This is a genomic window from Nocardia sp. NPDC005825 (genome assembly GCF_040630175.1).
Taxonomy (GTDB): domain Bacteria; phylum Actinomycetota; class Actinomycetes; order Mycobacteriales; family Mycobacteriaceae; genus Nocardia.
The window spans coordinates 126,249-150,044 of the sequence record NZ_JBEXXC010000012.1; the positions used below are offsets into that span (position 1 = coordinate 126,249).

The 23,796-nt window shown below is 69.7% G+C and carries 21 protein-coding genes; 19 read left to right on the top strand and 2 right to left on the bottom strand.

Features of this window, described 5'->3' with window-relative positions; translation table 11 throughout:
• Nucleotides 1-52: 52 nt before the first annotated feature.
• Together ABZ382_RS28470 and ABZ382_RS28475 are read right to left on the bottom strand one after the other, a co-directional pair.
• Complete coding sequence (locus tag ABZ382_RS28470; RefSeq protein WP_357095015.1) at nt 53-1,660, bottom strand: NAD(P)/FAD-dependent oxidoreductase; 1,608 nt, start codon at nt 1,658-1,660, stop codon at nt 53-55.
• The gene (locus ABZ382_RS28475; protein WP_357095017.1) at nt 1,657-2,268 is read right to left on the bottom strand and encodes a GNAT family N-acetyltransferase; all 612 of its coding nucleotides are present in this window, start codon (nt 2,266-2,268) and stop codon (nt 1,657-1,659) included. Before ABZ382_RS28475 ends, ABZ382_RS28470 begins: the two co-directional genes overlap by 4 nt.
• A 208-nt stretch (nt 2,269-2,476) precedes the next feature.
• On the opposite strand from ABZ382_RS28475, the gene ABZ382_RS28480 reads away from it, so the two are divergent.
• From ABZ382_RS28480 to ABZ382_RS28570, 19 genes are all read left to right on the top strand, one after another.
• Nucleotides 2,477-2,917, top strand: coding sequence for an SAV_6107 family HEPN domain-containing protein (locus ABZ382_RS28480; RefSeq protein ID WP_357095020.1), 441 nt, complete (start codon nt 2,477-2,479; stop codon nt 2,915-2,917).
• A 125-nt stretch (nt 2,918-3,042) separates the two neighbouring features.
• Nucleotides 3,043-3,468 (top strand): DUF3040 domain-containing protein, encoded by a 426-nt coding sequence (locus tag ABZ382_RS28485; RefSeq protein ID WP_357095023.1) that lies wholly within the window; start codon nt 3,043-3,045, stop codon nt 3,466-3,468.
• 461 nt (nt 3,469-3,929) lie between these two features.
• Nucleotides 3,930-4,361, top strand: a complete 432-nt coding sequence (mraZ, locus tag ABZ382_RS28490) for a division/cell wall cluster transcriptional repressor MraZ (protein ID WP_213560465.1) — start codon at nt 3,930-3,932, stop codon at nt 4,359-4,361.
• A 201-nt stretch (nt 4,362-4,562) separates the two neighbouring features.
• A complete protein-coding gene (rsmH, locus tag ABZ382_RS28495; protein ID WP_357095027.1) occupies nt 4,563-5,543 on the top strand; it encodes a 16S rRNA (cytosine(1402)-N(4))-methyltransferase RsmH in 981 nt (326 codons plus the stop codon).
• 157 nt (nt 5,544-5,700) lie between these two features.
• Entirely contained in the window at nt 5,701-6,387 is a 687-nt protein-coding gene (locus ABZ382_RS28500) for a hypothetical protein (RefSeq protein ID WP_357095030.1), read from the top strand.
• Between the two features lie 244 nt (nt 6,388-6,631).
• Nucleotides 6,632-8,389: a penicillin-binding protein 2 gene (locus ABZ382_RS28505; protein WP_357095256.1), complete on the top strand. Its 1,758-nt coding sequence runs from the start codon at nt 6,632-6,634 to the stop codon at nt 8,387-8,389.
• A 167-nt stretch (nt 8,390-8,556) separates the two neighbouring features.
• Nucleotides 8,557-10,224 carry a UDP-N-acetylmuramoyl-L-alanyl-D-glutamate--2,6-diaminopimelate ligase gene (locus tag ABZ382_RS28510; protein WP_357095032.1) on the top strand — a complete coding sequence of 556 codons (1,668 nt, stop codon included), beginning with the start codon at nt 8,557-8,559 and terminating at the stop codon, nt 10,222-10,224.
• On the top strand, nt 10,221-11,705 hold the full coding sequence (gene murF / locus ABZ382_RS28515; RefSeq protein WP_357095035.1) for a UDP-N-acetylmuramoyl-tripeptide--D-alanyl-D-alanine ligase: 1,485 nt from the start codon (nt 10,221-10,223) through the stop codon (nt 11,703-11,705). The genes ABZ382_RS28510 and murF overlap by 4 nt, the downstream gene beginning before the upstream one ends.
• Nucleotides 11,702-12,778 (top strand): phospho-N-acetylmuramoyl-pentapeptide-transferase, encoded by a 1,077-nt coding sequence (mraY, locus tag ABZ382_RS28520; protein ID WP_213560470.1) that lies wholly within the window; start codon nt 11,702-11,704, stop codon nt 12,776-12,778. Before murF ends, mraY begins: the two co-directional genes overlap by 4 nt.
• A gap of 49 nt (nt 12,779-12,827) precedes the next feature.
• On the top strand, nt 12,828-14,270 hold the full coding sequence (gene murD / locus ABZ382_RS28525) for a UDP-N-acetylmuramoyl-L-alanine--D-glutamate ligase (RefSeq protein ID WP_357095259.1): 1,443 nt from the start codon (nt 12,828-12,830) through the stop codon (nt 14,268-14,270).
• The gene (gene ftsW, locus ABZ382_RS28530; RefSeq protein WP_357095038.1) at nt 14,267-15,790 is read left to right on the top strand and encodes a putative lipid II flippase FtsW; all 1,524 of its coding nucleotides are present in this window, start codon (nt 14,267-14,269) and stop codon (nt 15,788-15,790) included. Before murD ends, ftsW begins: the two co-directional genes overlap by 4 nt.
• Before the next feature lie 77 nt (nt 15,791-15,867).
• Nucleotides 15,868-17,313 (top strand): UDP-N-acetylmuramate--L-alanine ligase, encoded by a 1,446-nt coding sequence (murC, locus tag ABZ382_RS28535; protein ID WP_357095262.1) that lies wholly within the window; start codon nt 15,868-15,870, stop codon nt 17,311-17,313.
• Between the two features lie 6 nt (nt 17,314-17,319).
• Complete coding sequence (locus tag ABZ382_RS28540; protein WP_357095040.1) at nt 17,320-18,192, top strand: FtsQ-type POTRA domain-containing protein; 873 nt, start codon at nt 17,320-17,322, stop codon at nt 18,190-18,192.
• A 320-nt stretch (nt 18,193-18,512) separates the two neighbouring features.
• The gene (gene ftsZ, locus ABZ382_RS28545) at nt 18,513-19,778 is read left to right on the top strand and encodes a cell division protein FtsZ (RefSeq protein WP_357095043.1); all 1,266 of its coding nucleotides are present in this window, start codon (nt 18,513-18,515) and stop codon (nt 19,776-19,778) included.
• A gap of 129 nt (nt 19,779-19,907) precedes the next feature.
• The gene (gene pgeF, locus ABZ382_RS28550) at nt 19,908-20,648 is read left to right on the top strand and encodes a peptidoglycan editing factor PgeF (protein ID WP_357095046.1); all 741 of its coding nucleotides are present in this window, start codon (nt 19,908-19,910) and stop codon (nt 20,646-20,648) included.
• Nucleotides 20,645-21,418: a YggS family pyridoxal phosphate-dependent enzyme gene (locus ABZ382_RS28555; RefSeq protein ID WP_357095049.1), complete on the top strand. Its 774-nt coding sequence runs from the start codon at nt 20,645-20,647 to the stop codon at nt 21,416-21,418. The genes pgeF and ABZ382_RS28555 overlap by 4 nt, the downstream gene beginning before the upstream one ends.
• Nucleotides 21,419-21,522: 104 nt before the next feature.
• Complete coding sequence (sepF, locus tag ABZ382_RS28560) at nt 21,523-22,317, top strand: cell division protein SepF (protein ID WP_357095052.1); 795 nt, start codon at nt 21,523-21,525, stop codon at nt 22,315-22,317.
• Nucleotides 22,318-22,542: 225 nt separating this feature from the next.
• Nucleotides 22,543-22,845 (top strand): YggT family protein, encoded by a 303-nt coding sequence (locus ABZ382_RS28565; protein WP_213560475.1) that lies wholly within the window; start codon nt 22,543-22,545, stop codon nt 22,843-22,845.
• 72 nt (nt 22,846-22,917) lie between these two features.
• Nucleotides 22,918-23,748: a DivIVA domain-containing protein gene (locus ABZ382_RS28570; RefSeq protein ID WP_357095055.1), complete on the top strand. Its 831-nt coding sequence runs from the start codon at nt 22,918-22,920 to the stop codon at nt 23,746-23,748.
• Nucleotides 23,749-23,796: the final 48 nt, after the last annotated feature.

Sequence of the window (23,796 nt, forward strand, 5' to 3'; positions counted from 1 at the left end):
TCGGCAGACTCGCGGTGGGTTTCGTGGCGGGGGCCCGATAGGGCGGGGTCGGTCATCGGCGGAAGAGGCGGGGGCGGAGGTCTCGCTGCACGAGGCGGGCGGCGCTGCGGCCGCTGGCGCCGGAGACGCCGCCACCGGGGTGGGTGGAGGCGCCGGTGAGGTAGAGGCCGGGGGCGCCGGGGACACGCTGGCCGGCGAGTTCGGGCAGTGGGCGCCACATGAACATCTGGTCGATGGACATCTCGACGTGCATGACATTGCCGCCGAGCAGGCCCATCTCGCGTTCGAGGTCGGCGGGGGTCTGGATGTGGCGCTGGGTGATCGAGGCGGCGAATCCCGGTGCGAGGGCATCGACTTCGGCGATGATGCGGTCGGCCTCGGTCTCGGCGTGCGCGGACCAGTCACTGCCGTCGGCCAGATCGTAGGGATGCCACTGCGACCACAGGGTGACCTGGTGTTCGCCCTCGGGGGCGATGGTCGGGTCCAGGGCGCTGAAGGTCATGGCCAGTACGACCGGGCGCGGGGGCAGGTCGCCCGCGAGGGCCGCGCCGTGGGCGCGACGCAGCTCGCGGCGGTCGGTGACGAGTAGTTGCAGCCCGTGCGCGGATTCGGCGGTCTCGGCCCCGGGATAGCGGGGGAGTTCGCTGATCGCGGCGCGCACCACCATGCCGATGCCGGGTCCCACCCGGATACGGCGTCGCCAGTCGGCGATCGTCGCGGTGTCGAATCCGCCCTGTTCCAGCAGGTTCAGGGTGGTGAGGATGTGGCTGCCCGCGATCACGGTGTCCGCGGACAGGTTTCGCCCGCTCGCGGTGCGCACCTCCCACCGGTCGCCGCGGCGGGTCAGGGCGGTCACCGCGTCGCCGGGGGAGACGACGCCGCCGTCGGATTCCAGCCGCGCCACCAGGGCCGCGCTCAGCGCGCCGCTGCCGCCGACCGCGCGCCCGGGCGGCATGGTGTGCATGAGCGCCGCGAACCCCACCATGGGCGCGGATCCGGGTTCGGACATGGGCGGCCCGGACTGCGCGCCGAACCAGGCCAGCGCCGCCTTCAGTCGTTCGCTGTCGAACAGGCTGTCCAGCAGCGCATCTCCGGTCTGCATCATCTCCCGGGACAGGGCCCCTCCGCTGGCGCGCCCGGTGGCCCCGGCCGCCTCGCGGGGATCCATGCCCCAGAACGACTTCAGCAGGTGCCCGCCGGTCGGGGTGCCCGAGAACGCCCGCATCACCCGTGCGCTGCGCGGACCCCACACGGTCGCGAACCGCCGGTACGCGTCGGCGTCACGCTGCCCGCAGGCGGCGGCGATGGACGCGCAGGTCCGGTCCAGATCCCGGTGGAACACGATGGGCGCCAGCCCGTTCCCGGCGGGCGCGGGCGCGAAAGCCCAGGGGTCGCAGTCGATGTAGCGCAGCCCGAACCGGGCCAGCTCCAGCTCCTCGATGATCCCGGTGTGCCGGATCATGATGTGCGCCGAGGACCCCCGGTCGACCAGATGCCCGGGGAACCGTTCGACAGTGGAGACGGCCCCGCCGAGCACGGTGTCGCGTTCGAGCACCTCGACCCGATGCCCGGCCTTGGCCAGGTAGCAGGCCGCGACCAGCGCGTTGTGCCCCGATCCGACGACTACGACTGTGCGGGAACCATTGTCGCGTCCGCTCACAGGGGCAGCCGCCGCCCGAGCACCGCGAACCGCCGGGTGTCGCCGGAGAAGATGAAGTGCCGCACCACATCCCCGAACCCCTGGCGCCGGTAGAGCCGCCAGGCCCGGTTGGCCTCGCGGTCCACCTCGGGGGTGGACAGCAGCACGGTGCGCTCGGGCCGGTTCTGCAGCAGCCGGGTGAGCAGGATCTCGCCGAGCCCGCGGCCCTGCGCGGCGGGGTGCACGTGCAGTTCGGTGAGCTCGAAGTAGTCCGAAAGCAGTTCCCGCGCGCCCGATTCGGGCCAGCCGGTACGCCGCATGCCGCTGTACACCTGCTGATGCCACCACTGGTGCGGAGCACCGTGATAGCCGTAGGCGATGGCCACGATGGGCGCGGTGCGCAGGTCCAGTCGTCCGTCGTCGTCGGGCAGCACCGCGGCGACGGCCTGCCAGCCGGGGCGGGTGGTGTGCTCGGTCCACATGGGTGCGCGCTGATGTTCGGTGCCGCGCGGATAGTCCATCGCCGCGACGTAGACCGCCAGGGCGTCGTGCAGCCGGTGCCGCAGGGTCGCGGCCGACAGATCGACCACGACGGGTGCCGGCGTCGGTTTGGGGGTGACTGCGGTCATCGGCTGGACGCAACTCTCGTTGGCGCGGACGGATGGATCGACAGTAGCGCCACGGTGGGCGCCTCAACTTGTCGGTGGGTCTCTCTATATTCAAACCCAACAGAAACCTTCGAATGCCTGTTCGATCATCGGGTTGGGTGAAATGCCTGATCGGGACGCGTTGTCCTTATAGATGTGATTCGGGTGTGCGAGTGGGGAGGTACGCGAAATGACCGGGAAAACTGAACGTCCGGGCCACCCGGGCCGCGCCGGCGACCTGCTGCGCAAGGCCGACGGGCTGCTGTCGGAGGCACGGGGAGAACGCGATCCGGCGGAGCGTTTCCGCATCGCCTACCTGGCCGCGCTACGCGGGGCGGGCGCTGTACTGGCGCTGACGGGGGCCGACCGGGCGCCCCGGGCGCGCTCGCGCAACGCCTGGGTCCTGATGCAGCGCGCGGCACCGGAATTCGTCATGTGGACGGACTACTTCACCGGCCAGTCCGAGACCCGCGCGGCGCTCGAAGCGGGCCTGTCCCGGCCCGTCGACGACCACCGCGCCGACGAGTTCGCTTCGCGGGTAGGCGCATTCCTGCACGACGTGGCGGATCTGCTGGCCGCCGCGTCGCGGCTTCGGCCCAGTTCAGGGTGGGTGAACGGAATGCTGGCGTGAGTATCGGCGAGTAGGTGGTCCGGTTCTGATCGAACTCGTATTATTGGTGGCAGATAGCCGCCAAGGTCGGCTACCCGTCGTCTACCCGGAGGCGACAGCCACCACCTAGTGCCGGGGGAGGTACCGTGCCACTCTCCGAGCACGAGCAGCGCATGCTCGAACAGATCGAGAGCGCGCTCTATGCTGAGGATCCGAAGTTCGCCTCGACTGTTCGGGGTGGACGGTTACGTTCTGCCACCGGTCGGCGCAGACTCCAGGCGGCGGCCTTGTTCGCCCTCGGCCTGTTTCTACTGGTGGCCGGCATCGCCGCTCCGTTCAAGCCCGGCGGCTTCCCGATCATCAGTCTCGTCGGCTTCATCGTCATGTTCGGCGCGGGTGTGCTGTTGCTGATCGGTGGCCCCCGTATGGGTGGTTCGGCCGGTCGGGCCTCGGACGCTCATCCCAGCCAGGGCGGCGCTCCCGGCGCCGGCCGCGGCAAGCCCCGCAAGCAGGGCGGGTTCTCCGCGCGGATGGAGGACCGGTTCCGCAAGAGGTTCGAACAGGACAGTTGACCGGGCTACCGTGCGGCCGACGGCTTTCGGACCGGCACGGTAGCGGACCGCGATCGACCAACTGAAGATCTTCACGACACGCCGTGACGCCACACCGATTTGAGGTGTGGCGTCACGGCGTTTCTGGCTGGTCGGGGATCGGCGTGTCGGGTGTCGGCCACGATTCCCCACACCTCCCCACGGGGGTGCCCCACCCCGCCCCACATGTGCCGGAAATGCGCGCTATCTGCGGGTTTGCTGGCGGTTGTCGGGTACCCGCCGGCGCGCGTCGCGCGTGTCGGGGGAACTGCGCGAAATCTTCCCCACCATCGTGATAGCTGGTGTGACCTGCGAAGTTCGCCAAGCGGGGACCGAGATCACCGGCGCTTTCGATTGAAAGTGGGGGAAAGTGGGGTAATGTGGAGCCCGCACTACAGGAGGCCGAACAGTCGAGAGGGTGATCCGGCAGGAGGTGTCGAGACGTGTTTCTCGGGACCTATACCCCTCGATTGGACGACAAAGGGCGACTGACGTTGCCTGCGAAGTTCCGGGACGAGCTGGCGGGAGGGTTGATGGTCACGAAGGGACAGGACCACAGCCTTGCCGTTTATCCCAAGGACGAGTTCACCGCGCTCGCGCGGAGAGCCGCGGCCGCGTCCCGATCGAACCCGCAGGCCCGAGCATTCGTCCGGGCCTTGGCGGCTTCCAGCGATGAGCAACGTCCGGACGCACAGGGCCGGATCATGCTGTCGGCAGAGCATCGCCGCTACGCGAATCTCTCCAAGGATTGCGTGGTGATCGGCTCGGTCGACTTCCTCGAGATATGGGACAAGACGGCGTGGGATTCCTACCTCGCCGAGCACGAGGAGGACTACTCGCAGGCCAGAGACGAGTCGCTGGGCGAGATCTTCTAGCCCGAGTGAGGCGAGTGCCCTGCGGCCTCTGCCCGACGCCGACCCTGACGTACTTCCCCAACGCCAGGTGCGGTGCTTCGGTCAGAGACCACGGGGCATTCGCCCTAATTCGAAGGTCGTTTGTGAAAAAGGCCACCGTCGCGCGCTGTCCGATGTGGCCATGCGAATGAACGTGAGGCAGTGAATTCCGGGAGGTCCTAGGTGAACCAGAGCAATGACGGCCCCCGCCATGTTCCGGTTCTCTTGCATCGCGCCGACCAAATCCTCGGTCCCGCACTGCATTCCGAGGGCGCCGTCTATCTGGACTGCACGCTCGGTCTCGGCGGTCACGCCGAGCACTTCCTGCGGACCTACCCCAATATCAGACTCGTCGGCCTGGATCGAGACACCGCCGCGCTGAAGCTGGCGGGGGAGCGACTAGCGCCGTTCCGGGACCGGATCACCCTGGTGCACACCAGATATGACGGGATCCCCGCCGCGCTCGAACAGGCCGGTCTGCCCGAAAAGGGTTCGGTCAGCGCCATTCTCATGGATCTGGGCGTGTCCTCGATGCAGCTGGACGAGGCCGATCGCGGGTTCGCCTACTCGGTGGACGCGCCGCTGGACATGCGGATGGACTCCAGCACCGGCCCCACCGCGGCCGACGTGCTCAATACCTACAGCCATGGCGAACTGGCCCGGGTGCTGAAAACCTATGGCGAGGAACGGTTCGCGGGCAAGATCGCCTCGGAGATCCTGCGGCGCCGCCAGCGCACCCCGTTCACCACGAGCGCCCAGCTGGTGGAGCTGCTCTACGACACCATCCCGGCCGCGGCCCGGCGCACGGGCGGGCATCCCGCCAAGCGCACCTTCCAGGCCTTGCGGGTGGAGGTGAACCGCGAGCTGGAATCGCTGGAGGCGGCGCTGCCCGCCGCGCTGGACGCGCTGGCTCCGGGCGGCCGCATCGTGGTGATGAGCTATCAGTCCCTCGAGGACCGGGTGGTGAAGGTGGAGCTGGCCAAGCGGTCGGCCTCGCGCACTCCGCTGGATCTGCCGGTCGAATTGCCCGGCATGGGACCGGAATTCAAGATCCTGACCCGCGGTGCGGAGAAGGCGACCGAGCAGGAGATCGAGGAGAACCCGCGAGCCGCTCCGGTGCGCATGCGGGCGGCGGAACGTATCGCAGGGGAGGACCGGGCATGAGTGGTCAGGCGCGGCGGCGGCAGCGGAGCGTAACCATGGAGCGCTCCGGTCATGCCCCAGAACGGCACAGCATGAACCAGAGACGACGCGAGGGGGCGCGACAGCGCCGGGGCGGCGGGCGGTTCCGAGCCGCGACCCGAGAGATCGGAGCCGCGCTATGACGATCAAGACGCAGGTGAGCCGGGGGGCCCGCCGGGTGCAGGCCGCCGAGCGGGTCAAATCGGGTGCGGCGCAACGGGCCTACGCCCGGCGCCGCAATCGCGAGGGCGGCGTGGAGCTGCCCGGGATGCGCCGCGGCCGGCGCAGTGAATCCATCCCACGCGGTCGGATGTCCTTCGTGGCCACCATCATCGCGCTGCTGGGCTGCGGTCTGGCCCTGACGCTGTTGCTCACCACCCGCGCCACCGAGGACAGCTACCAGCTCGGCGATCAGCGCCGCGCCAATCAGAAGCTGTCCGACGAGCGGGACGCGCTGCAGCGCGAGGTGGCCGCGGCCGACTCGGCGCCCGAATTGGCCCAGCGCGCCGCCGAACTCGGCATGATCCCGGCCAAGGACCCGGCCCGCCTGATCATCGCCCCCGACGGTCAGGTGACCGTGGTCGGCAATCCGCAGCCCGCGCAGGGCGCTCCGGCTCCGGCGCTGAACACCACCCCGGCCGCGGCCCCGCCCAAGCAGTCGCAGCCGCAGCAGGGTGAGCGCGTCGTCCCGGTGACCACCACCCCGGCGGCGCCGCCCACGACGGCCCCGGCCCCGCCGACCACCTCGGCCGCGAATCCCGTTCCGGCGTCCCCGCTTCCGACGCCGCAGAACCCGGCGGTCCAGGCGAACGGCGTGCCGCGATGATCGAATCTTCGACGACGACCACGATGTCCGTGAATGGGGTTGGTCGATGAGCCCTACCCGCGCGGGGCGCGGGCGTGATTCCGGCCGGGGCCGTTCCGATTCCGGCCGGGGGCGCGCCGCCGTCGCACGGGCGAAGTCCGGGTCGGGCCGCGCGGGTTCGGGTCCGGGCCGGCAGTTCAGACCACGGCCGGCTCCGGGACTGGATTCGAGTACGCGGTTCCGGTTCGGGGTGGGCCGGCTGGTGATGCTGGTGGCGATCGTCGTGGCCGCCATCCAATTGCTGTGGGTGCAGAGCATTTCCGCGCCGAAGCTCTCCTCGGAGGCGGCCAGTCAGCGGACCGTGAAGCTGGCCGATCCCGCCACCCGCGGGCCGATCACCGACCGCTACGGGAAGTCGCTGGCGTTCACCATCGCCGCCAAGGCGTTGACCTTCCAGCCGGTGCGGGTCCGCAAGGATCTGGCCGACGAGCGCGAGAAGCAGCCGAAGACCGCTCCGGATCCGGACGACCGGCTCGCCGCCATCGCCAAATACCTGCACGAGAAGCTGGGTAAGGACGCTCCCCAGAAGGACATCCTGGCCAAGCTGAAGAGTGACGAGCCGTTCGTCTATCTGGTGCGCAATGTGGATCCGCGGGTCGCCGCCGACATCACGCTGAAGTTCCCGGAGGTCGGGCTCGAACGCCAGGACATGCGCGAGTACCCGGGTGGCGCGCTGGCCGCCAATGTGATCGGCGCGACCGGCTGGGACGGCCACGGGCAGATCGGCCTGGAGTCCTCGATGGACGCGCTGCTGGCCGGTTCGGACGGCTCGATGACCTACGACCGCGGCTCCGACGGCGCGGTGATCCCGGGTTCGTGGCGTGACCGCCAGCCCGCGGTGAACGGTTTCGGCGTGGAGCTGACCCTGGACTCGGATCTGCAGTACTACGTGCAGCAGCAGGTGCAGCAGGCCAAGGATCTGTCGGGCGCGAGCGCGGCCTCGGCGGTGGTGCTGGACGTGCACACCGGCCAGGTGCTGGCCATGGCCAATGACAACACCTTCAATCCCGCGATGGGGCCGCGCTTCTGGTCCACCACCGATCTGGGCAATCCGTCGGTACAGGAGGTGTACGAGCCCGGCTCGGTGAACAAGATCGTCACCGCGGCGTCGGCCATCGAGTACGGCCTCACCAACCCCGATGAGGTGCTCCAGGTTCCGGGCAGCATCTTCATGGGCGGGGTCACCGTGCACGACGCCTGGGACCACGGCGTCGCCCCCTATACGACCACCGGCGTCTTCGGGAAGTCCTCGAACGTGGGCACCCTGATGCTGGCGCAGCGGGTCGGCGAGGACCGCTACTTCGACATGCTCAAGAAGTTCGGCCTGGGTCAGCGCACCGGCGTCGGCCTGCCCGGCGAGAGCAGCGGCGTGGTGCCCTCGCGTGACCAGTGGTCGGGTTCCACCTTCGCCAACCTGCCCATCGGCCAGGGTCTTTCGATGACGACCCTGCAGATGACGGGGATGTACCAGGCCATCGCCAACAATGGCGTGCGGATTCCGCCGCGCATCGTGAAGGCCAAGATCGCCCCGGACGGCGCGCGCACCGAGGAGGAGCCGCCGGAGGGCGTGAAGGTGGTGAGCCCGCAGACCGCCAAGACCCTGCAGCAGATGTTCCAGGCCGTGGTGCAGAAGGATCCGCGCGGCATCCAGTCCGGCACCGGCAGCCCGGCCTCGATCGAGGGCTATCAGATCGCCGGCAAGACCGGCACCGCGCAGCAGATCGATCCCAAGTGCCGCTGCTACTCCAGCGATCGCTACTGGATCACCTTCGCGGGCATGGCCCCCGCCGACAATCCGCGCTACGTGATCGGCATGATGCTCGACGCGCCCGTGCGCAGCTCGGACGGCAGCGGTGGCGGATCGGCCGCACCCCTGTTCCACAGCATCGCGTCGTGGCTGCTGCAGCGGGACCGGATCCCGCCGTCACCGCCCGCCAAACAGCTGATTCTGCAGGCGAGTTAGAGCAGGGAACGGATGGTCGTCACGCACGCCGCCGCCGATACCACTACCGGCGGGCGACCGAACTGCGCCGTGCCGATCGCACGGCAATCGAACACAGGTAACCTGACACGTCGATCCGGTCGTCCGGATCTTTTCTTCATATGAAACCCGCCCGTGAGAGGAGCTTCGTGCCCGCGCAGTCGCTACCACGTAGTGGTGATGGGGCACCGTCGCAGGTGTTCCGGCCCGCCGCACCGGCGGCGACCAGCTTGCGCACGGTCTCGGAGCTGACGGGCGCGACGCCCGCCGGGTCCGCGGCAGGTTTGCGGGACATCCAGGTCACGGGTATCGAGCAGCGGTCGAACGCGGTACTGCCGGGCGATCTTTTCGCCGGTCTGGCCGGTGGGCATTCCCATGGCGCGCGCTACGCCGCGGACGCGGTGGAGCGCGGCGCGGTCGCGGTCCTCACCGATCCGGCGGGTGCGGAGCTGATCGGCGAGATCACCGTCCCCGTGCTGGTGCACGACGCGCCGCGCACGATTCTCGGCGAGTTGTCCTCGGCCCTTTACGGTGATCCGTCTCGCAAACTGCGCATCATCGGTATCACCGGCACCTCCGGCAAGACCACCACCTCGTATCTGGTGGAGGCCGGGCTCGCCGCGTCCGGGCTGCGCACCGCGCTGATCGGCACCATCGAGACCCGCATCGGCGGGGTCCGGGTGCCCTCGGCGCTCACCACCCCCGAGGCCCCGCAGCTGCACGCCATGTTCGCGGTCATGGTCGAGCAGGGCGTGGACGCGGTGGTGATGGAGGTGTCGAGTCACGCGCTGGCGCTGGGCCGGGTGGACGGGGTGAGCTTCGCGGTCGGCGCGTTCACCAACCTGTCCCAGGACCACCTCGATTTCCACGCCGACTTCGAGGACTACTTCGCGGCCAAGCGCCGCCTGTTCATTCCCGACGGCCCGGACACCGCCGCCGCGTCGCGCCCCTCGGTGGCCGCGCGCACCGCGGTGATCTGCGTGGACGACGAGTGGGGGCAGCGCCTGGCGGGCGACGTATCGGACTGCCTGGCAGCCGAATCCGGTGATACCACCGGCCGCCTGCGCACGGTGGCGACCCGCGCGGGCGCGCCCGCCGATTGGACCGCGGGCGCGGCGACCGCCGGGACCGGCGGCACCCAGGAATTCACCGCGGCGGGGCCGGGCGTCAATGTGGATGTGCGGCTGCGGCTTCCGGGCGCGTACAACATCGCCAACGGGCTGCTGGCGGTCGCGGTCTGCGCGGCGGCGGGCGCCGATATCGAGACTTCCGCGGCGGCGCTCGGCGAGGTGGACGTGCCGGGTCGCATGCAGCGGGTGGATAGGGGTCAGGAGTTTCTGGCCGTGGTGGACTACGCGCACAAGCCGGCCGCGATCGAATCGGTCGTGGCGACCCTGCGCACGTGGTTGGCCGAACAACAGGGGACGGGACGTCTGGCGGTCGTGGTGGGCGCGGGCGGTGATCGCGATGCCGGCAAGCGGCCCCTCATGGGTGCGGCGGCGGCGCGCGGCAGCGACCTGGCCATCATTACCGACGACAATCCGCGCAGCGAGGACCCGGCCGCCATCCGCGCCGCGGTGCTCGCCGGGGCCGAACAGGTGCCGGACGCGGAACGCGGTGAGGTCCGGGAGGTCGGGGACCGGGCGGCCGCGATCCACGCCGCCGTGAACTGGGCGCGGCCCGGGGACGCGGTGCTGATCGCGGGCAAGGGACATGAGACAGGGCAGGAGATTGCAGGCGTGAAGCAGCCGTTCGACGACCGCGAGGTACTCGCGGCCGCCCTGTCGGAAAAGACGAGGGACCTGACGCATTCATGATCGAAATGACTTTGCGGGAGATCGCGGAGGTCGTGGGCGGCACGCTGCACGACGTCGCCGATCCCGAGGCGAAGGTCACCGGCTCGGCCGAATTCGACTCGCGCCGAATCGGTTCCGGTGACCTGTTCCTGGCGCTGCCGGGTGAGCGCGCCGACGGCCACGACTTCGCGGCGCGGGCCGTCGCGCAGGGCGCGGTCGCGGTGCTCGCCGCGCGGCCGGTCGGGGTGCCCGCCATCGTGGTGGAGCCCCACCCCGGGAACACCCGCGCCATCGCGCTGGCCCACGACACCGACGGCTCCGGCGCGGCGGTGCTGGACGCGCTGGCCGCATTGGCCCGCGCCAGCGTGGACCGGCTGGTGCAGGCCGGGAGCCTGACCGTGGTGGGAGTGACCGGCTCGTCCGGCAAGACCTCCACCAAGGACCTGATCGCGGCCGTGCTCGCGCCGCTGGGATCCGTTGTGGCCCCGCCCGGTTCGTTCAACAACGAGCTCGGTCACCCGTGGACGGCCCTGCGCGCCGACGCGCAGACCCGGTTCCTGGTGCTGGAGCTGTCGGCTCGCGGCCCGGGACACATCAAGGCGCTCACCGAGATCGCTCCGCCCAGCGTCGGCGTCGTGCTGAATGTCGGCACCGCGCACCTGGGCGAGTTCGGCAGCCGCGAGGTGATCGCGCAGACCAAGGGTGAACTGGTCGAGGCGCTTCCGGCCTCCGGGCTGGCGGTGCTGAACGCCGACGACCACCTGGTCGCGCAGATGGCCGCGCGCACCGCCGCCCGGGTGGTGACCGTGGGCCTGGCGTCCTCGGCCGATGTGCGCGCCGCCGACGTCGTGCTCGACGAGCAGGCGCGCGCCCGATTCACGCTGCACGCCAACGGCGAATCAGTCGACGTCCAGCTGGCCGTGTCCGGTGAGCACCAGGTCGGCAACGCCCTGTCCGCCGCCGCCGTCGCCCTCGACCAGGGCGCGGATCTCGCGACCGTCGCGGCGGCGCTGGCCGGCGCGGCCGCCGCCTCGGCCCGCCGCATGGACGTGCGCACCCGCGCCGACGGCGTCACTGTCGTCAACGACTCCTACAACGCCAACCCGGATTCGGTCCGTGCCGCCCTCAAGGCGCTGGTCACCATGTCCCGCGCCGGGGCCGAGCCGCGGCCCAGCTGGGCGGTGCTCGGCGAAATGGGTGAACTGGGCGAGGAATCCGTTCTCGAACACGACAAGATCGGCCGCCTGGTGGTGCGCCTGGACGTGGACCGGCTGATCGTCGTCGGTCAGGGTCGTCCGGTGCGCGCCATGTTCCAGGGCGCCGTGCAGGAGGGTTCGTGGGGTGAGGAAGCCATCCATGTGCCCGATATCGACTCGGCCATCGCGCTGCTCGACGAAGAACTCGAGCCGGGCGCGGTGGTGCTGGTGAAGGCATCCAAGTCCGTCGGTCTGTGGACCGTCGCCGAACACCTGATCGGTGCGGAGCAGGAGGCCGCTCGATGACCCAGATTCTCTTGTCGGCCGCGATCGCGCTGACCGTTTCGATTCTGCTCACCCCCGTGGTGATCCGCTACTTCGCCAAGCAGGGCTTCGGCCAGGAGATCCGGGTCGACGGCCCGGAAAGCCACAAGGCCAAGCGCGGCACCCCGACCATGGGTGGCGTCGCCATCATCATCGGCATGTGGGCCGGCTACCTGGGTTCGCACCTGATCTCGATGACCTACGGCGAGCCGGGCCCCTCGGCCTCGGGCCTGCTGGTCATGGGCCTGGCCACCGCGCTGGGTTTCGTCGGCTTCACCGACGACCTGATCAAGCTGCGCAAGCAGCGCAACCTGGGTCTGACCGCGGCCGGGAAGTACATCGGCCAGCTCACCTCGGCGATCGTGTTCGGCGTCCTGGCCTTGCAGTTCAAGAACATTCACGGCCTGACGCCGGGCGACAAGCGACTGTCCTACACCCGCGACATCAATACCTTGTCGATGAGCGTGATCGTCTTCCTGGCGTTCGTCTGCCTCATCGTGGTGGCCTGGTCCAACGCGGTGAACCTGACCGACGGCCTGGACGGTCTGGCCGCGGGCTCGATGAGCCTGGTGCTGGGCGCGTACATGATCATCACCTTCTGGCAGTGGCGTAACTCGTGCTCCGCGCACGCGGTGGCGGGCTGCTACCAGGTGCGTGATCCGCTGGATCTGGCGCTGGTGTGCGCGGCCGGTGGTGCGGCCTGTATCGGCTTCCTGTGGTGGAATGCCGCGCCCGCCAAGATCTTCATGGGCGACACCGGTTCGCTGATGCTGGGTGGTCTGCTCGCGGGCCTGTCCATCACCACCCGTACCGAGCTGCTGATGGTCGTCATCGGCGCGCTGTTCGTGGCCGAGACCACCTCGGTGGTGCTGCAGGTGGCGGTGTTCCGCGCGACCCGCAATCGTCTGTTCAAGATGGCACCGTTCCATCATCACTTCGAGCTGAGCGGGTGGGCCGAGACCTCGGTGATCATCCGGTTCTGGTTGCTGGCCGGTATGGCGTCGGCGATCGGACTGGGCCTGTTCTACAGCGAATACCTCTCTGCGGCAGGGTGAGACAGCAATGGCCGAACATTCTCCGAGGGTCCTGCGGTCGCCGGGACCCATGCTCGAATTCCTGCGTGGCCGTGACGTGCTGGTCGCCGGGTGGGGTGTCTCCGGGCGTTCGCTGATCGAACCGCTGCGCGATATCGGTGCGCGGCCGGTGGTCACCGACAGCGGCGCCAAGGCGCTGGCCGAGGCCGCCGAACTGGGTCTGGGCACCGCCACCAGCGCGGACCTGCTGGAACCGGATGCGCTGCGGCGCTTCGCGCTGGTCATCACCAGCCCGGGCTGGCGGCCGGATTCGCCGGTGCTGGCGTCCGCGGTGACCGAGGGCATCCCGGTGTGGGGTGACGTCGAGTTCGCGTGGTGGGTCGATCAGGCCCGTATCTACGGTCCGGTCCGCAAGTGGCTGGTGATCACCGGCACCAACGGCAAGACCACCACCACCCAGATGACGCACTCGATCCTGCGCGCCGCCGGCATCCCGTCGGTGGCCTGCGGCAATATCGGGCTGCCCATCCTGGACGCGCTGCGCCGCAATCCCGGCCCGCAGATCCTGGCCGTGGAGCTGTCCTCGTTCCAGTTGCACTGGGCCCCGTCGGTCCGCCCCGAGGCCGGGGTGGTGCTGAATGTGGCCGAGGATCACCTGGATTGGCACGGCGGCCTGGACGCCTACGCCGCCGCCAAGGCGCGTGCGCTGACCGGCCGGGTCGGCGTGGTCGGCCTCGACGATCAGGTGGCCGCGGCGCTGGCCCGGAAGTCCAAGGCGCGCCGCACCGTCGGCTTCCGCATCGGCGTGCCCGCCGACGGCGAGCTGGGCGTGGTGGACGGCAAGCTGCTCGACCGCGCCTTCACCAAGGCCGCCATCCTGGCCGAGACCAGCGATATCAGCCCGCAGGGTCCGGCCGGTGTGGCCGACGCGCTGGCCGCGGCCGCGCTCACCCGATCCATCGACGTGGCCCCGCAGTTCGTCAAGGAGGGCCTGCAGGAGCATCGGGTCGGCCCGCACCGGGCGGCCTTCGTGCGCGAGTTGTCGGGCGTGGAGTTCGTGGACGACTCCAAGGCCACCAACCCGCACGCCGCGCGTTCGTCGATCCTGGCCCACCCCAACGTGATCTGGGTGGCCGGCGGTCAGCTCAAGGGCGCCGGCGTGGAGGACCTCATCGAGGAGTGCCGCGAACACCTGGTCGCGGCCGTGCTGTTCGGGCAGGACGCGGCCGTGATCGCGGCCGCACTCGCGCGACACGCCCCCGATGTGCCGGTGGTGGAGCTGAATTCGGGGGACGATGCTCGAATGGGTGACCCCTTCACCGAGATCGAACCCGAAGCGGTGATGGCGCGCGCGGTCCGCGTGGCGGCCGGTTTCGCCCATCGCGGCGATACCGTGCTGCTGGCTCCGGCCGCGGCATCCCTGGACATGTTCGCCGACTACACGCACCGCGGTCGCAGTTTCGCGGCCGCCGTGCAGGCCCTGGACGAGAAGGACATCGGGAGATCCGAATGACGACGGCGACGCCGCGGCGGGCCGGGAACAAGGGCCCACAGCGTCTGCGAACCGGATGGTTCGTTGCGTGGCTGGCCCGCCCGCTGGCGTCGTTCCACCTGGTGGTGGCGATCGCGGTACTGCTCACCGTGCTCGGCCTGGTCATGGTGCTCTCGGCCTCCAGTGTGGAGTCCTACGCCGGTGGCGGCTCGGCCTATTCGCTGTTCTTCACCCAGGCGGTGCTGGCCGCGGTCGGCGCGGTGCTGTTCTACATCGCGCTGCGCATTCCCATGCGGGTGATGCGGCAGTTGTCGTTCCCGGTGTTCGCGCTGTCGGTGGTGATGCTGGTGCTGGTGCTGATCCCCGGCGTCGGCACCAAGGTGCAGGGCTCGCAGCGCTGGTTCGACCTGGGCGTGGTGTCGGTGCAGCCCTCGGAGATCGCGAAAGTGACGCTGGTGGTGTGGGGTTCGCACCTGCTGGCGTCGCGGCAGTCCGAGAAGGCCGGGTACAAGGACATTCTCATGCCGCTGGTGCCGGCCGGCCTGCTGGTCTGTCTGCTGGTGGTGCTCGAGCCCAACCTGTCCACCACCATCGCGCTCGGCATCGTGCTGACCTCGCTGCTGTGGTTCGGCGGGCTGCCGCTGCGCATGTTCGTCACCATCGCGGTGTCGGGTGCGGTGGCGGCCTCGATCCTCGCGCTCTCGGCCGGGTATCGCTCGGACCGCATGCGCGCCTTCTTCAATCCGGGCGACGACCCGCAGGGCATCGGCTACCAGGCCCGCCAGGCCATGTATTCCCTTGCCGACGGCGGCATCTGGGGTCGCGGCCTGGGCCAGTCGCGCGCCAAGTGGAGCTATCTGCCCAACGCGCACAACGACTTCATCTTCGCCATCATCGGCGAGGAGCTCGGCTTCCTCGGCTGCGCGCTGGTGCTCGGGCTGTTCGCCCTGTTCGTGTACACCGGCCTGCGGATCGCCTCGCGGTCGGTGGATCCGTTCATCCGGCTGCTGACCGCCTCGGCCACCACCTGGATCACCGGGCAGGCGCTGATCAATGTCGGCTACGTGGTGGGTTTGCTGCCGGTGACCGGTCTGCAGCTGCCGCTGGTCTCCGCGGGCGGCTCCTCGCTGGCCATCACCCTGTTCATGTTCGGCATCATCGCCAATGCCGCCCGGCACGAGCCCGAGGCGGTGGCGGCCCTGCACGCCGGGCAGGACGGTCGCTTCAGCCGTCTGCTGCGGCTGCCCACACCCGACATCTACTCGCCCGCCCGGGCCGCGCGCGCCCGCGCCAAGTCCAAGGCGACCGGTAAGGCCAAGCCCAAGCCGAAGGCGAACGCGAAGGTGAAGTCCGCGCCGCAGAAGCGCGCGCTACCCTCGGGGCGGGGCCGGGGCGGCTCGGCGGACTCGTCCTCGCGGCGGTCGGTAGATTCGGATTCGGCCCGGCGCACCAGCCGCTCCACGGAATCGTGGCGCAGCACCCGGGCCTGGGAGCCCAACTATCCGATGAAACACGCCAGGGAACGGGGTAATTCGAGGTGACAGTGGAGCGGCCGGACAGTGATGTGGGTACCGCGGAAGCTCACACCGATCTACCCGAGCATCTGCGGCGCGTGCACATGATCGGCATCGGCGGTGCCGGTATGTCCGGTATCGCCAGAATTCTCCTGTCGCGCGGTGGCATGGTGTCCGGTTCCGACGCCAAGGAGAGCCGCGGCGTGCTGGCTCTGCGGGCGCGCGGCGCGCAGGTGCGCATCGGCCACGACGCCTCGGCGCTGGACCTGCTGCCCGGTGGACCCACTGCGGTGGTCACCACCTACGCCGCCATCCCCAAGACCAATCCCGAACTGGTGGAAGCCCATCGGCGCGGGGTGCCGGTGCTGCTGCGCCCGGCGGTGCTGGCCTCGCTCATGCAGGGGCACAAGACGCTGCTGGTGTCGGGCACCCACGGCAAGACCTCCACCACCTCCATGCTGGTGGTGGCCCTGCAGCACTGCGGACTCGACCCGTCCTTCGCGGTCGGCGGCGAGCTCAACGAGGCGGGCACCAACGCCCACCACGGCACCGGCGGCATCTTCGTGGCCGAGGCCGACGAGAGCGACGGCTCGCTGCTGCAGTACGCGCCCGACGTCGCGGTGGTCACCAATATCGAATCCGACCACCTGGACTACTTCGGCACCGACGAGGCCTACGTGCAGGTCTTCGACGACTTCGTGGACCGGCTCGAGCAGGGCGGCCGTCTGGTGGTGTGCCTGGACGACCCGGGCTCGCTGGGCCTGGCCCAGCGTTCGGCGGCCCGGCTGGCGGAGGACTCGCGCGGGATCCAGGTGATCGGTTACGGCTCCGGCGATTTCGCGGAGTCCGGTCTGACGGTCGGCGCGCGACTGCTGTCGTGGGAGCCGCGCGATGTCGGCGGCGTCGCGGTGTTCCAGCTCTCCGACGAGTCCGCGCCGCGCACCCTGCGACTGTCGGTGCCGGGCCGGCACATGGCGCTCAACGCGCTCGGCGCGCTGCTGGCCGCTCGCGCCACCGGGGCCGATCTGGGCGAAATCATCCAGGGCCTGGAGGGTTTCGGCGGTGTGCACCGCCGCTTCCAGCTCACCGGGCGCGAGAACGGCGTGCGCGTCTTCGACGACTACGCCCACCACCCCACCGAGGTGCGCGCGGTGCTCTCCGCGGCGGCCGAACTGGTCGCGCAGGAGGCGCGCGACGGCGCCCGGTCGCGGCCCGGGAGGGTGATCGTGGTGTTCCAGCCCCACTTGTACAGCCGCACCGCCACTTTCGCGACCGAGTTCGGGGCGGCGCTGTCGCTGGCCGACGAGGTCGTGGTGCTCGACGTGTACGGCGCGCGGGAGGAGCCGCTGCCGGGCGTGAACGGCGCGCTGGTCGCGAGCGCGGTCACCAAACCCGTGCACTACCAGCCGGATATGTCGCGGGTCGGCAAGCAGGTGGGCGCGCTGGCGCGGCCCGGCGACGTGGTGATCACCATGGGCGCGGGCGATGTGACCATGCTGGGCAGCCAGATTCTGGACGGGCTGCGCGCACGACCCTCGCACGGGCGGTGAGCGCCGATGGGCTCGGGTGGGGGAGAGCTGGAGCGGTCGGTTCCGGCCGCGGACGACGCCTACGACACGGCCGCCGCCGATAGCGGCACGCACGGTACCGATTCCGCCGAACCGGCCACCGGCGACACCGGGGCCGCCGAACGCGCGGCGGCCCGCCGGGCCCGGCTCAGACGTGGCCGGGAACCGCGGGAGTCGCGGATCGCGATCGCCTGGCGGTCGCGCGGGGTGCGGATCGGGGTGCTCGCCGGTGTGGTGGCCCTGATCGCGCTCGGACTGGTCGCCTGGTTCACTCCCGTGCTGTCGGTGCGCACGGTCGAGGTCGACGGACTGGCCGCGGTGCCGGAAGAGCAGGTGCGGCAAGCCCTGCAGGTGCCCGACGGCCTGTCCATCCTGCGGCTGGACACCGATGCGCTGGCCGAACAGGTCTCCCAGTTGCCGAAGGTCCGCTCGGTGCGGGTGCAGCGGGTGTTCCCGTCCACGGTCCGCGTGACGGTCACCGAGCGAACCCCGGTGCTGTATTTCGACAGTCCCGATGGCGCCCATCTGCTCGATTGCGACAGCGTCGAATTCGCCATCGAGCCGCCGGGCCTCGGAGTGCCCAAACTGGTGACCGAGCATCCGGGCGGAACGGACCCGGTGACCAAGGCGGCGGTGGCCGTGATGGCCGCGATTCCGATTCCGCTGCGCGATCAGGTCGGCGTGGGAGCGGTTGTGGCCCGCTCGGTTTCGGATATTGCCCTGGAGTTGCGTGACGGTCGCACGGTGCTGTGGGGCGGAACCGTGGATTCCTCGCGCAAGGCCGCGGTGGTCGGGCCCCTGCTTTCCCAGCCGGGCAAGGTATTCGATGTTTCGAGTCCGAATCTGGTCACGGTAAAGTGAGCGATACCCATTGGGCCGCCGAAATTTTCGGTGGTTTGCCGGAAGGGCACCGTCGGTTCCGATCCAGGACCGGAGGGCAACCGTCCACGATACGATGCTCGGGTGGGTCGGACGAGGCGAATCACACAAGATTCTGACACTCGTTTCGGCGCGCCTGCGCCCGTAACGCGGTGGCTGCGAATACCGTTCGGCACCAGTCGGATACTTGACATAACGCTGAAGCTATGGTTGAGGGTTTATCGGACCGAGACCATTGTGTCGTTTCATGTCGAGTAACCGAAGACGACAAGCTGTTTCAGATCGAAGGAAGGCGAGAGCCCATGACGCCCCCGCACAACTACCTTGCTGTGATCAAGGTCGTCGGTATCGGCGGCGGCGGCGTGAACGCCGTCAACCGGATGATCGAGCAGGGACTCAAGGGAGTCGAGTTCATCGCGGTCAACACCGACGCGCAGGCGTTGTTGATGTCGGACGCCGATGTGAAGCTCGATGTCGGCCGTGAACTCACCCGCGGTCTCGGCGCCGGCGCCGATCCGGAGGTCGGCCGCAAGGCCGCCGAGGACCACAAGGACGAGATCGAGGAAGTCCTCAAGGGCGCCGACATGGTCTTCGTGACCGCCGGCGAGGGCGGCGGCACCGGCACCGGCGGCGCGCCCGTGGTGGCCTCCATCGCCCGCAAGCTCGGCGCGCTCACCATCGGTGTCGTCACCCGGCCGTTCTCGTTCGAGGGCAAGCGCCGCAGCAACCAGGCCGAGGCGGGCATCCAGGCCCTGCGCGAGTCCTGCGACACCCTCATCGTCATCCCCAACGACCGCCTGCTGCAGCTCGGCGACGCCGCGGTGAGCCTGATGGACGCCTTCCGCTCCGCGGACGAGGTGCTGCTCAACGGTGTTCAGGGCATCACCGACCTGATCACCACCCCGGGTCTGATCAATGTCGACTTCGCCGACGTCAAGTCGGTCATGTCCGGCGCGGGCTCGGCCCTCATGGGCATCGGCTCCGCGCGCGGCGAGGGCCGCTCGGTGAAGGCGGCCGAGGCGGCGATCAACTCGCCGCTGCTGGAAGCCAGCATGGACGGCGCGCACGGCGTGCTGCTCTCCATCGCGGGCGGTTCGGATCTGGGCCTGTTCGAGATCAACGAGGCCGCTTCGCTGGTGCAGGAGGCCGCGCACATCGAGGCCAACATCATCTTCGGAACGGTGATCGACGACTCGCTCGGCGACGAGGTCCGGGTCACGGTGATCGCCGCCGGCTTCGACGGCAGCGGGCCCGCCCGCCGCATCGAACCCGCGGTCAGCCGGTTCCCCGGCACCCAGTCGAGCACCGCGACCGCGAGCGCCAGCGCCGGAAGCGTCAGCCGCAGCACCGAATACACCCCGGCCCGCGCGGTCGAGCCCGCCCCGGCCGCGCGCCCGGAGCCCGCGCCCGTCGCGCAGCCGATCGCCGAACGCGGTCCGGCCCCGTCCTACAGCGCGCCCCGGCCCGTGGTGGACCCGACGGTGGCGAGCAACAACCGCGGCCACATCCAGCCGCCGGACACCGACGACTACGAGGTCGACGTGCCGGACTTCATGCGCCGCGGCTGACACCGGCCGCGCGCTGTCACGGAACGCGATTCGAACGCGCCCGCCCGAGAGGGTGGGCGCGTTCGTGATTCCGGCCGCAGTAGCTGTCTGATTCCGGGTTGCCCCGCGGTGGCTACTACCCTCGGTGGCATGACTTCAGCGGCACCTGTTTTCCGGACCAGACGGGTCGTGACGACGCGGGCGGGCGGATTCTCGCAAGCGCCCTACGACTCGTTCAATCTGGGCGACCACGTCGGCGATGATCCGGAGGCGGTGCGGCGCAATCGGGTTCGGCTCGCGGAGAGCATCGGGCTGACGCCGGACCGGCTGGTGTGGATGGAGCAGATCCACGGCCGCGGTGTCGAGATCGTGGACGGCCCGCGCACCGAGCCGGTGCCCGCCACCGACGCGCTGGTCACCACCCAGCGAAATCTGGCGCTGGTGGTGCTCACCGCCGACTGCGTGCCGATCCTGTTGTCCGACGACGAGGCCGGGGTGATCGCGGCCGTGCACGCGGGCCGGATCGGGGCGCGCATCGGGATCGTGCCCCGGGTGCTCGAGGCCATGGTGTCGGTCGGCGCGAAGCCGGAGCGGATCGGGGCCTTCCTCGGCCCGGCCGCCAGCGGCCGCCAGTACGAGGTGCCCGCGGCCATGCGCGCCGATGTCGAGGCGCATCTGCCGGGCAGTGCGACCACCACCGTCAAGGGCACTCCCGGCCTGGATCTGCGCGCGGGCATCCGGCGGCAGCTGGATGCGGCCGGTGTCGGCGCCGTCGCGATGGACCCGCGGTGCACCATCGAGGACAAGACCTTGTTCTCCCACCGCCGCGGCGCGCCGACAGGCCGACTCGCCGGTGTGATTTGGATGTCACCCGAGGGGGTTTCAGAATGACCGAAAGTTTCACCGCCGCAGCGGGATCCGATGCGGCGCACGTCACGTCCGGCGGAGGTCGCGTCGCCGAGCTCGAAACCGCCCTGTCGGCACTCATCGAGCGAATCGACGCAGCGTGCGTGGCCGCGGGCCGCGAGCCCGGGTCGGTGCGGCTGCTGCCGGTGACCAAGTACTTCCCCGCCTCGGATATCGAGATCCTCTATGACCTGGGCCGCCGGGAGTTCGGGGAGTCCCGCGAACAGGAGGCCGCGGGCAAGGTGGCGCAGCTGGGGCACCTGTCCCAGGTCCGTTGGGAGTTCATCGGCCGGCTCCAGCGCAACAAGGCGAAAGCCGTTGCACGCTGGGCGGATACGGTCTACTCGGTGGACAGCGAGCGGCTCGCGAGCGCGCTCGAGGCCGGTGCGCGGGCCGCGCTGGACGAGGGCGCGCGTCCGGCCCCCTTGCGGGTGCTGCTGCAGGTGTCGCTGGACGCCGATCCGGCCCGCGGCGGCGTCCGCGACGACGCGCTGCGCGCGCTCGCCGATCAGGTCGCGGCCTCGGAATCGCTGCAGCTCGCGGGCCTGATGGCGATCCCGCCGCTGGACGTGGAGCCCGACGCGGCCTTCGAGCAACTGGCCCGCATCCACTCTGTATTAACGATTGTTCACCCCGAGGCGAAAGAACTGTCGGCGGGCATGTCCGGCGACTTGGAGTCGGCCATCCGCCACGGCAGTACGTGCGTGCGTGTCGGTACTGCGCTTATGGGCGCGCGACCGATAACCTCGGCGTAGCAAAGAAACCTCACCAGTCACATTTGAAACATATGCTTGGTGACAGACGAGGACTGAGCAGGACAACACCCCAGGCCAACCGGGGCCGAAGGAAGGTCGACCAGATGAGCACGCTGCACAAGTTCAAGGCGTACTTCGGGATGGTTCCGCTCGAGGATTACGAAGACGATTACGTCGACGACCGCGGAGCCGCCCGGAGCGCCGATGAGCGTGGCCAGCGTCGTCCCCGGCCCTACGCCGAACGCGAGCGTGACTACGACCGATACGGCGAGGACCGCTACGACGACGAGCCGGCCTACGAGCCGTCGTACAAGGCCCCGTACAAGCCGGCCTACAGCGCCTCCCGCCGCGACGACTACGCCGACGAGCTGCGTGAGCGGGAGCGCGATCACCGCGAGCGCGACCGCTACGACGCCGACGCCCGCTACGACGCCCCGCGTCGCCCCACCCGCATCGACACCGCCCCGTCCAGCCGCACCCGGTCCATGGGCGGCGGTGCGAGCACCCGCGGCGCGCTGGCGATGGACACCGACGCCGAGCGGCGCATCGAGGAGCTGCGGGAGCAGGAGCGCCGCATCGAGGCGGCCCGCCGTCCCCAGATCTTCGAGGACGGAGGCACCTTGTCCAAGATCACGACGCTGCGCCCGCGCACCTACGCCGAGGCGGCCATCATCGGTGAGCGTTTCCGTGACGGCACCCCGGTGATCATGGACCTGGTCGAGATGAGCAACTCCGACGCCCGCCGCCTGGTGGACTTCGCCGCCGGTCTGGCCTTCGCTCTGCGTGGCTCGTTCGACAAGGTGGCCACCAAGGTGTTCCTGCTCTCGCCCGCCGACGTCGACGTCTCCGCCGAGGAGCGCCGCCGCATCGCCGAGAACGGCTTCTACAACCAGAAGTAGCCAGCTGCCGCTGCCGTGGGGAACGGCGGCGTCAGCCGGTGCCGGCGCACATCAGCGCCGAACACGCACGGCGGCAGCGCAATGCGCCGCGTCCAGGGGGTTGCGACCGAGGGTCGCGGGGGATCATGGGGGAGTCTTGCGGCCATGCCGCGTCAACACCGGATGTGACCGGCACGATCCGTGTTTCTGTTTTGCCGATCATGGTTTGTCAGGCAGAGTGGTGCGGTGGCCTTGTTCCAGGTGTTGAACCTCCTGCTGTTCCTCTTCTGGCTGCTGCTGATCAGCCGAGTCATCGTCGAGTTCATCCGCAGCTTCGCGCGCGACTGGCGGCCGACCGGCTTCGTCGTGGTCATCCTCGAGGTGATCTTCACGATCACCGACCCCCCGGTGAAACTTCTGAGGCGTTTGATACCCCCAGTGAATCTTGGGGGAATTCGGCTCGATCTCTCGATTATGGTCTTGCTGTTTATCGTGTTCATCCTCATGTCGATCACGGGCCAGATAGGGCAGTCGGTAGCTCAGGTGTGACAGAATGAGCCGAAAGAATGCTTGCCCAGATCTACCGCTAGATCTCCATACGAAGCGTGAAGGGATCGTTCCATGCCGCTGACCCCCGCCGATGTTCATAACGTCGCGTTCAGCAAACCGCCGATCGGGAAGCGCGGCTACAACGAGGATGAAGTCGACGCCTTCCTCGACCTGGTCGAGCAGGAGCTCTCACGCCTCATCGAGGAGAACGCGGATCTTCGCCAGCGCGTTGCCGAGCTGGACGCGGAACTGTCCGACGCCAAGAAGAACCGCGGCCCCGCGGTCCAGCCGGTGAAGGCCCCGGTCGTGCCGGAGCCCATCAAGGCCGCGCCGCCGGTGCCCCCGGCCCCGATGCCCGCCCCGGTCCCGGTCGCCCCCGTCAAGGCCGAGGCCCCCTCCGCGGACGCCAATCTGCAGGCCGCCAAGGTGCTTTCGCTGGCCCAGGAGATGGCCGACCGCCTCACCTCGGACGCGAAGACCGAAGCCGAGTCGCTGCTGGCCAACGCCAGAGGCAACTCCGAGCGCCTGGTCAGCGACGCTCGCACCCGCTCGGAGGCGATGATCGCCGACGCGCGCCAGAAGGCCGAGGCCATGCTGTCCGACGCGCAGACCCGCTCGGATTCCCAGCTGCGCCAGGCCAAGGAGAAGGCCGACGCCCTGCAGGCCGACGCCGAGCGCAAGCACACCGAGATCATGGCCACCATCACCCAGCAGCGCAGCGTGCTGGAGAGCCGCATCGAGCAGCTCAAGACCTTCGAGCGCGAGTACCGCGTGCGCCTGAAGTCCTACCTGGAATCGCAGCTGGAGGAGCTGGAGAACCGCGGCTCCGCGGTCCCGGTCGACGGCGGCGAATTCGGCCAGGATGCCTCCGGCAACGGCGCACTCCTCAAGGGCAGCAAGTAAAGTCGTAACCACGGCCTGCGATGCCATATCGCACGGGACCCGATCCCG

Coding starts and splice junctions, on each gene's coding strand:
- ABZ382_RS28475 (WP_357095017.1), bottom strand. CDS start 2,268: ATGACCGCAGTCACCCCCAAACCGACGCCGGCACCCGTCGTGGTCGAT.
- ABZ382_RS28480 (WP_357095020.1), top strand. CDS start 2,477: ATGACCGGGAAAACTGAACGTCCGGGCCACCCGGGCCGCGCCGGCGAC.
- ABZ382_RS28500 (WP_357095030.1), top strand. CDS start 5,701: ATGACGATCAAGACGCAGGTGAGCCGGGGGGCCCGCCGGGTGCAGGCC.
- ABZ382_RS28505 (WP_357095256.1), top strand. CDS start 6,632: ATGCTGGTGGCGATCGTCGTGGCCGCCATCCAATTGCTGTGGGTGCAG.
- murF (WP_357095035.1), top strand. CDS start 10,221: ATGATCGAAATGACTTTGCGGGAGATCGCGGAGGTCGTGGGCGGCACG.
- mraY (WP_213560470.1), top strand. CDS start 11,702: ATGACCCAGATTCTCTTGTCGGCCGCGATCGCGCTGACCGTTTCGATT.
- murD (WP_357095259.1), top strand. CDS start 12,828: ATGCTCGAATTCCTGCGTGGCCGTGACGTGCTGGTCGCCGGGTGGGGT.
- ftsW (WP_357095038.1), top strand. CDS start 14,267: ATGACGACGGCGACGCCGCGGCGGGCCGGGAACAAGGGCCCACAGCGT.
- murC (WP_357095262.1), top strand. CDS start 15,868: ATGATCGGCATCGGCGGTGCCGGTATGTCCGGTATCGCCAGAATTCTC.
- ABZ382_RS28540 (WP_357095040.1), top strand. CDS start 17,320: ATGGGCTCGGGTGGGGGAGAGCTGGAGCGGTCGGTTCCGGCCGCGGAC.
- ftsZ (WP_357095043.1), top strand. CDS start 18,513: ATGACGCCCCCGCACAACTACCTTGCTGTGATCAAGGTCGTCGGTATC.
- pgeF (WP_357095046.1), top strand. CDS start 19,908: ATGACTTCAGCGGCACCTGTTTTCCGGACCAGACGGGTCGTGACGACG.
- ABZ382_RS28555 (WP_357095049.1), top strand. CDS start 20,645: ATGACCGAAAGTTTCACCGCCGCAGCGGGATCCGATGCGGCGCACGTC.
- sepF (WP_357095052.1), top strand. CDS start 21,523: ATGAGCACGCTGCACAAGTTCAAGGCGTACTTCGGGATGGTTCCGCTC.
- ABZ382_RS28570 (WP_357095055.1), top strand. CDS start 22,918: ATGCCGCTGACCCCCGCCGATGTTCATAACGTCGCGTTCAGCAAACCG.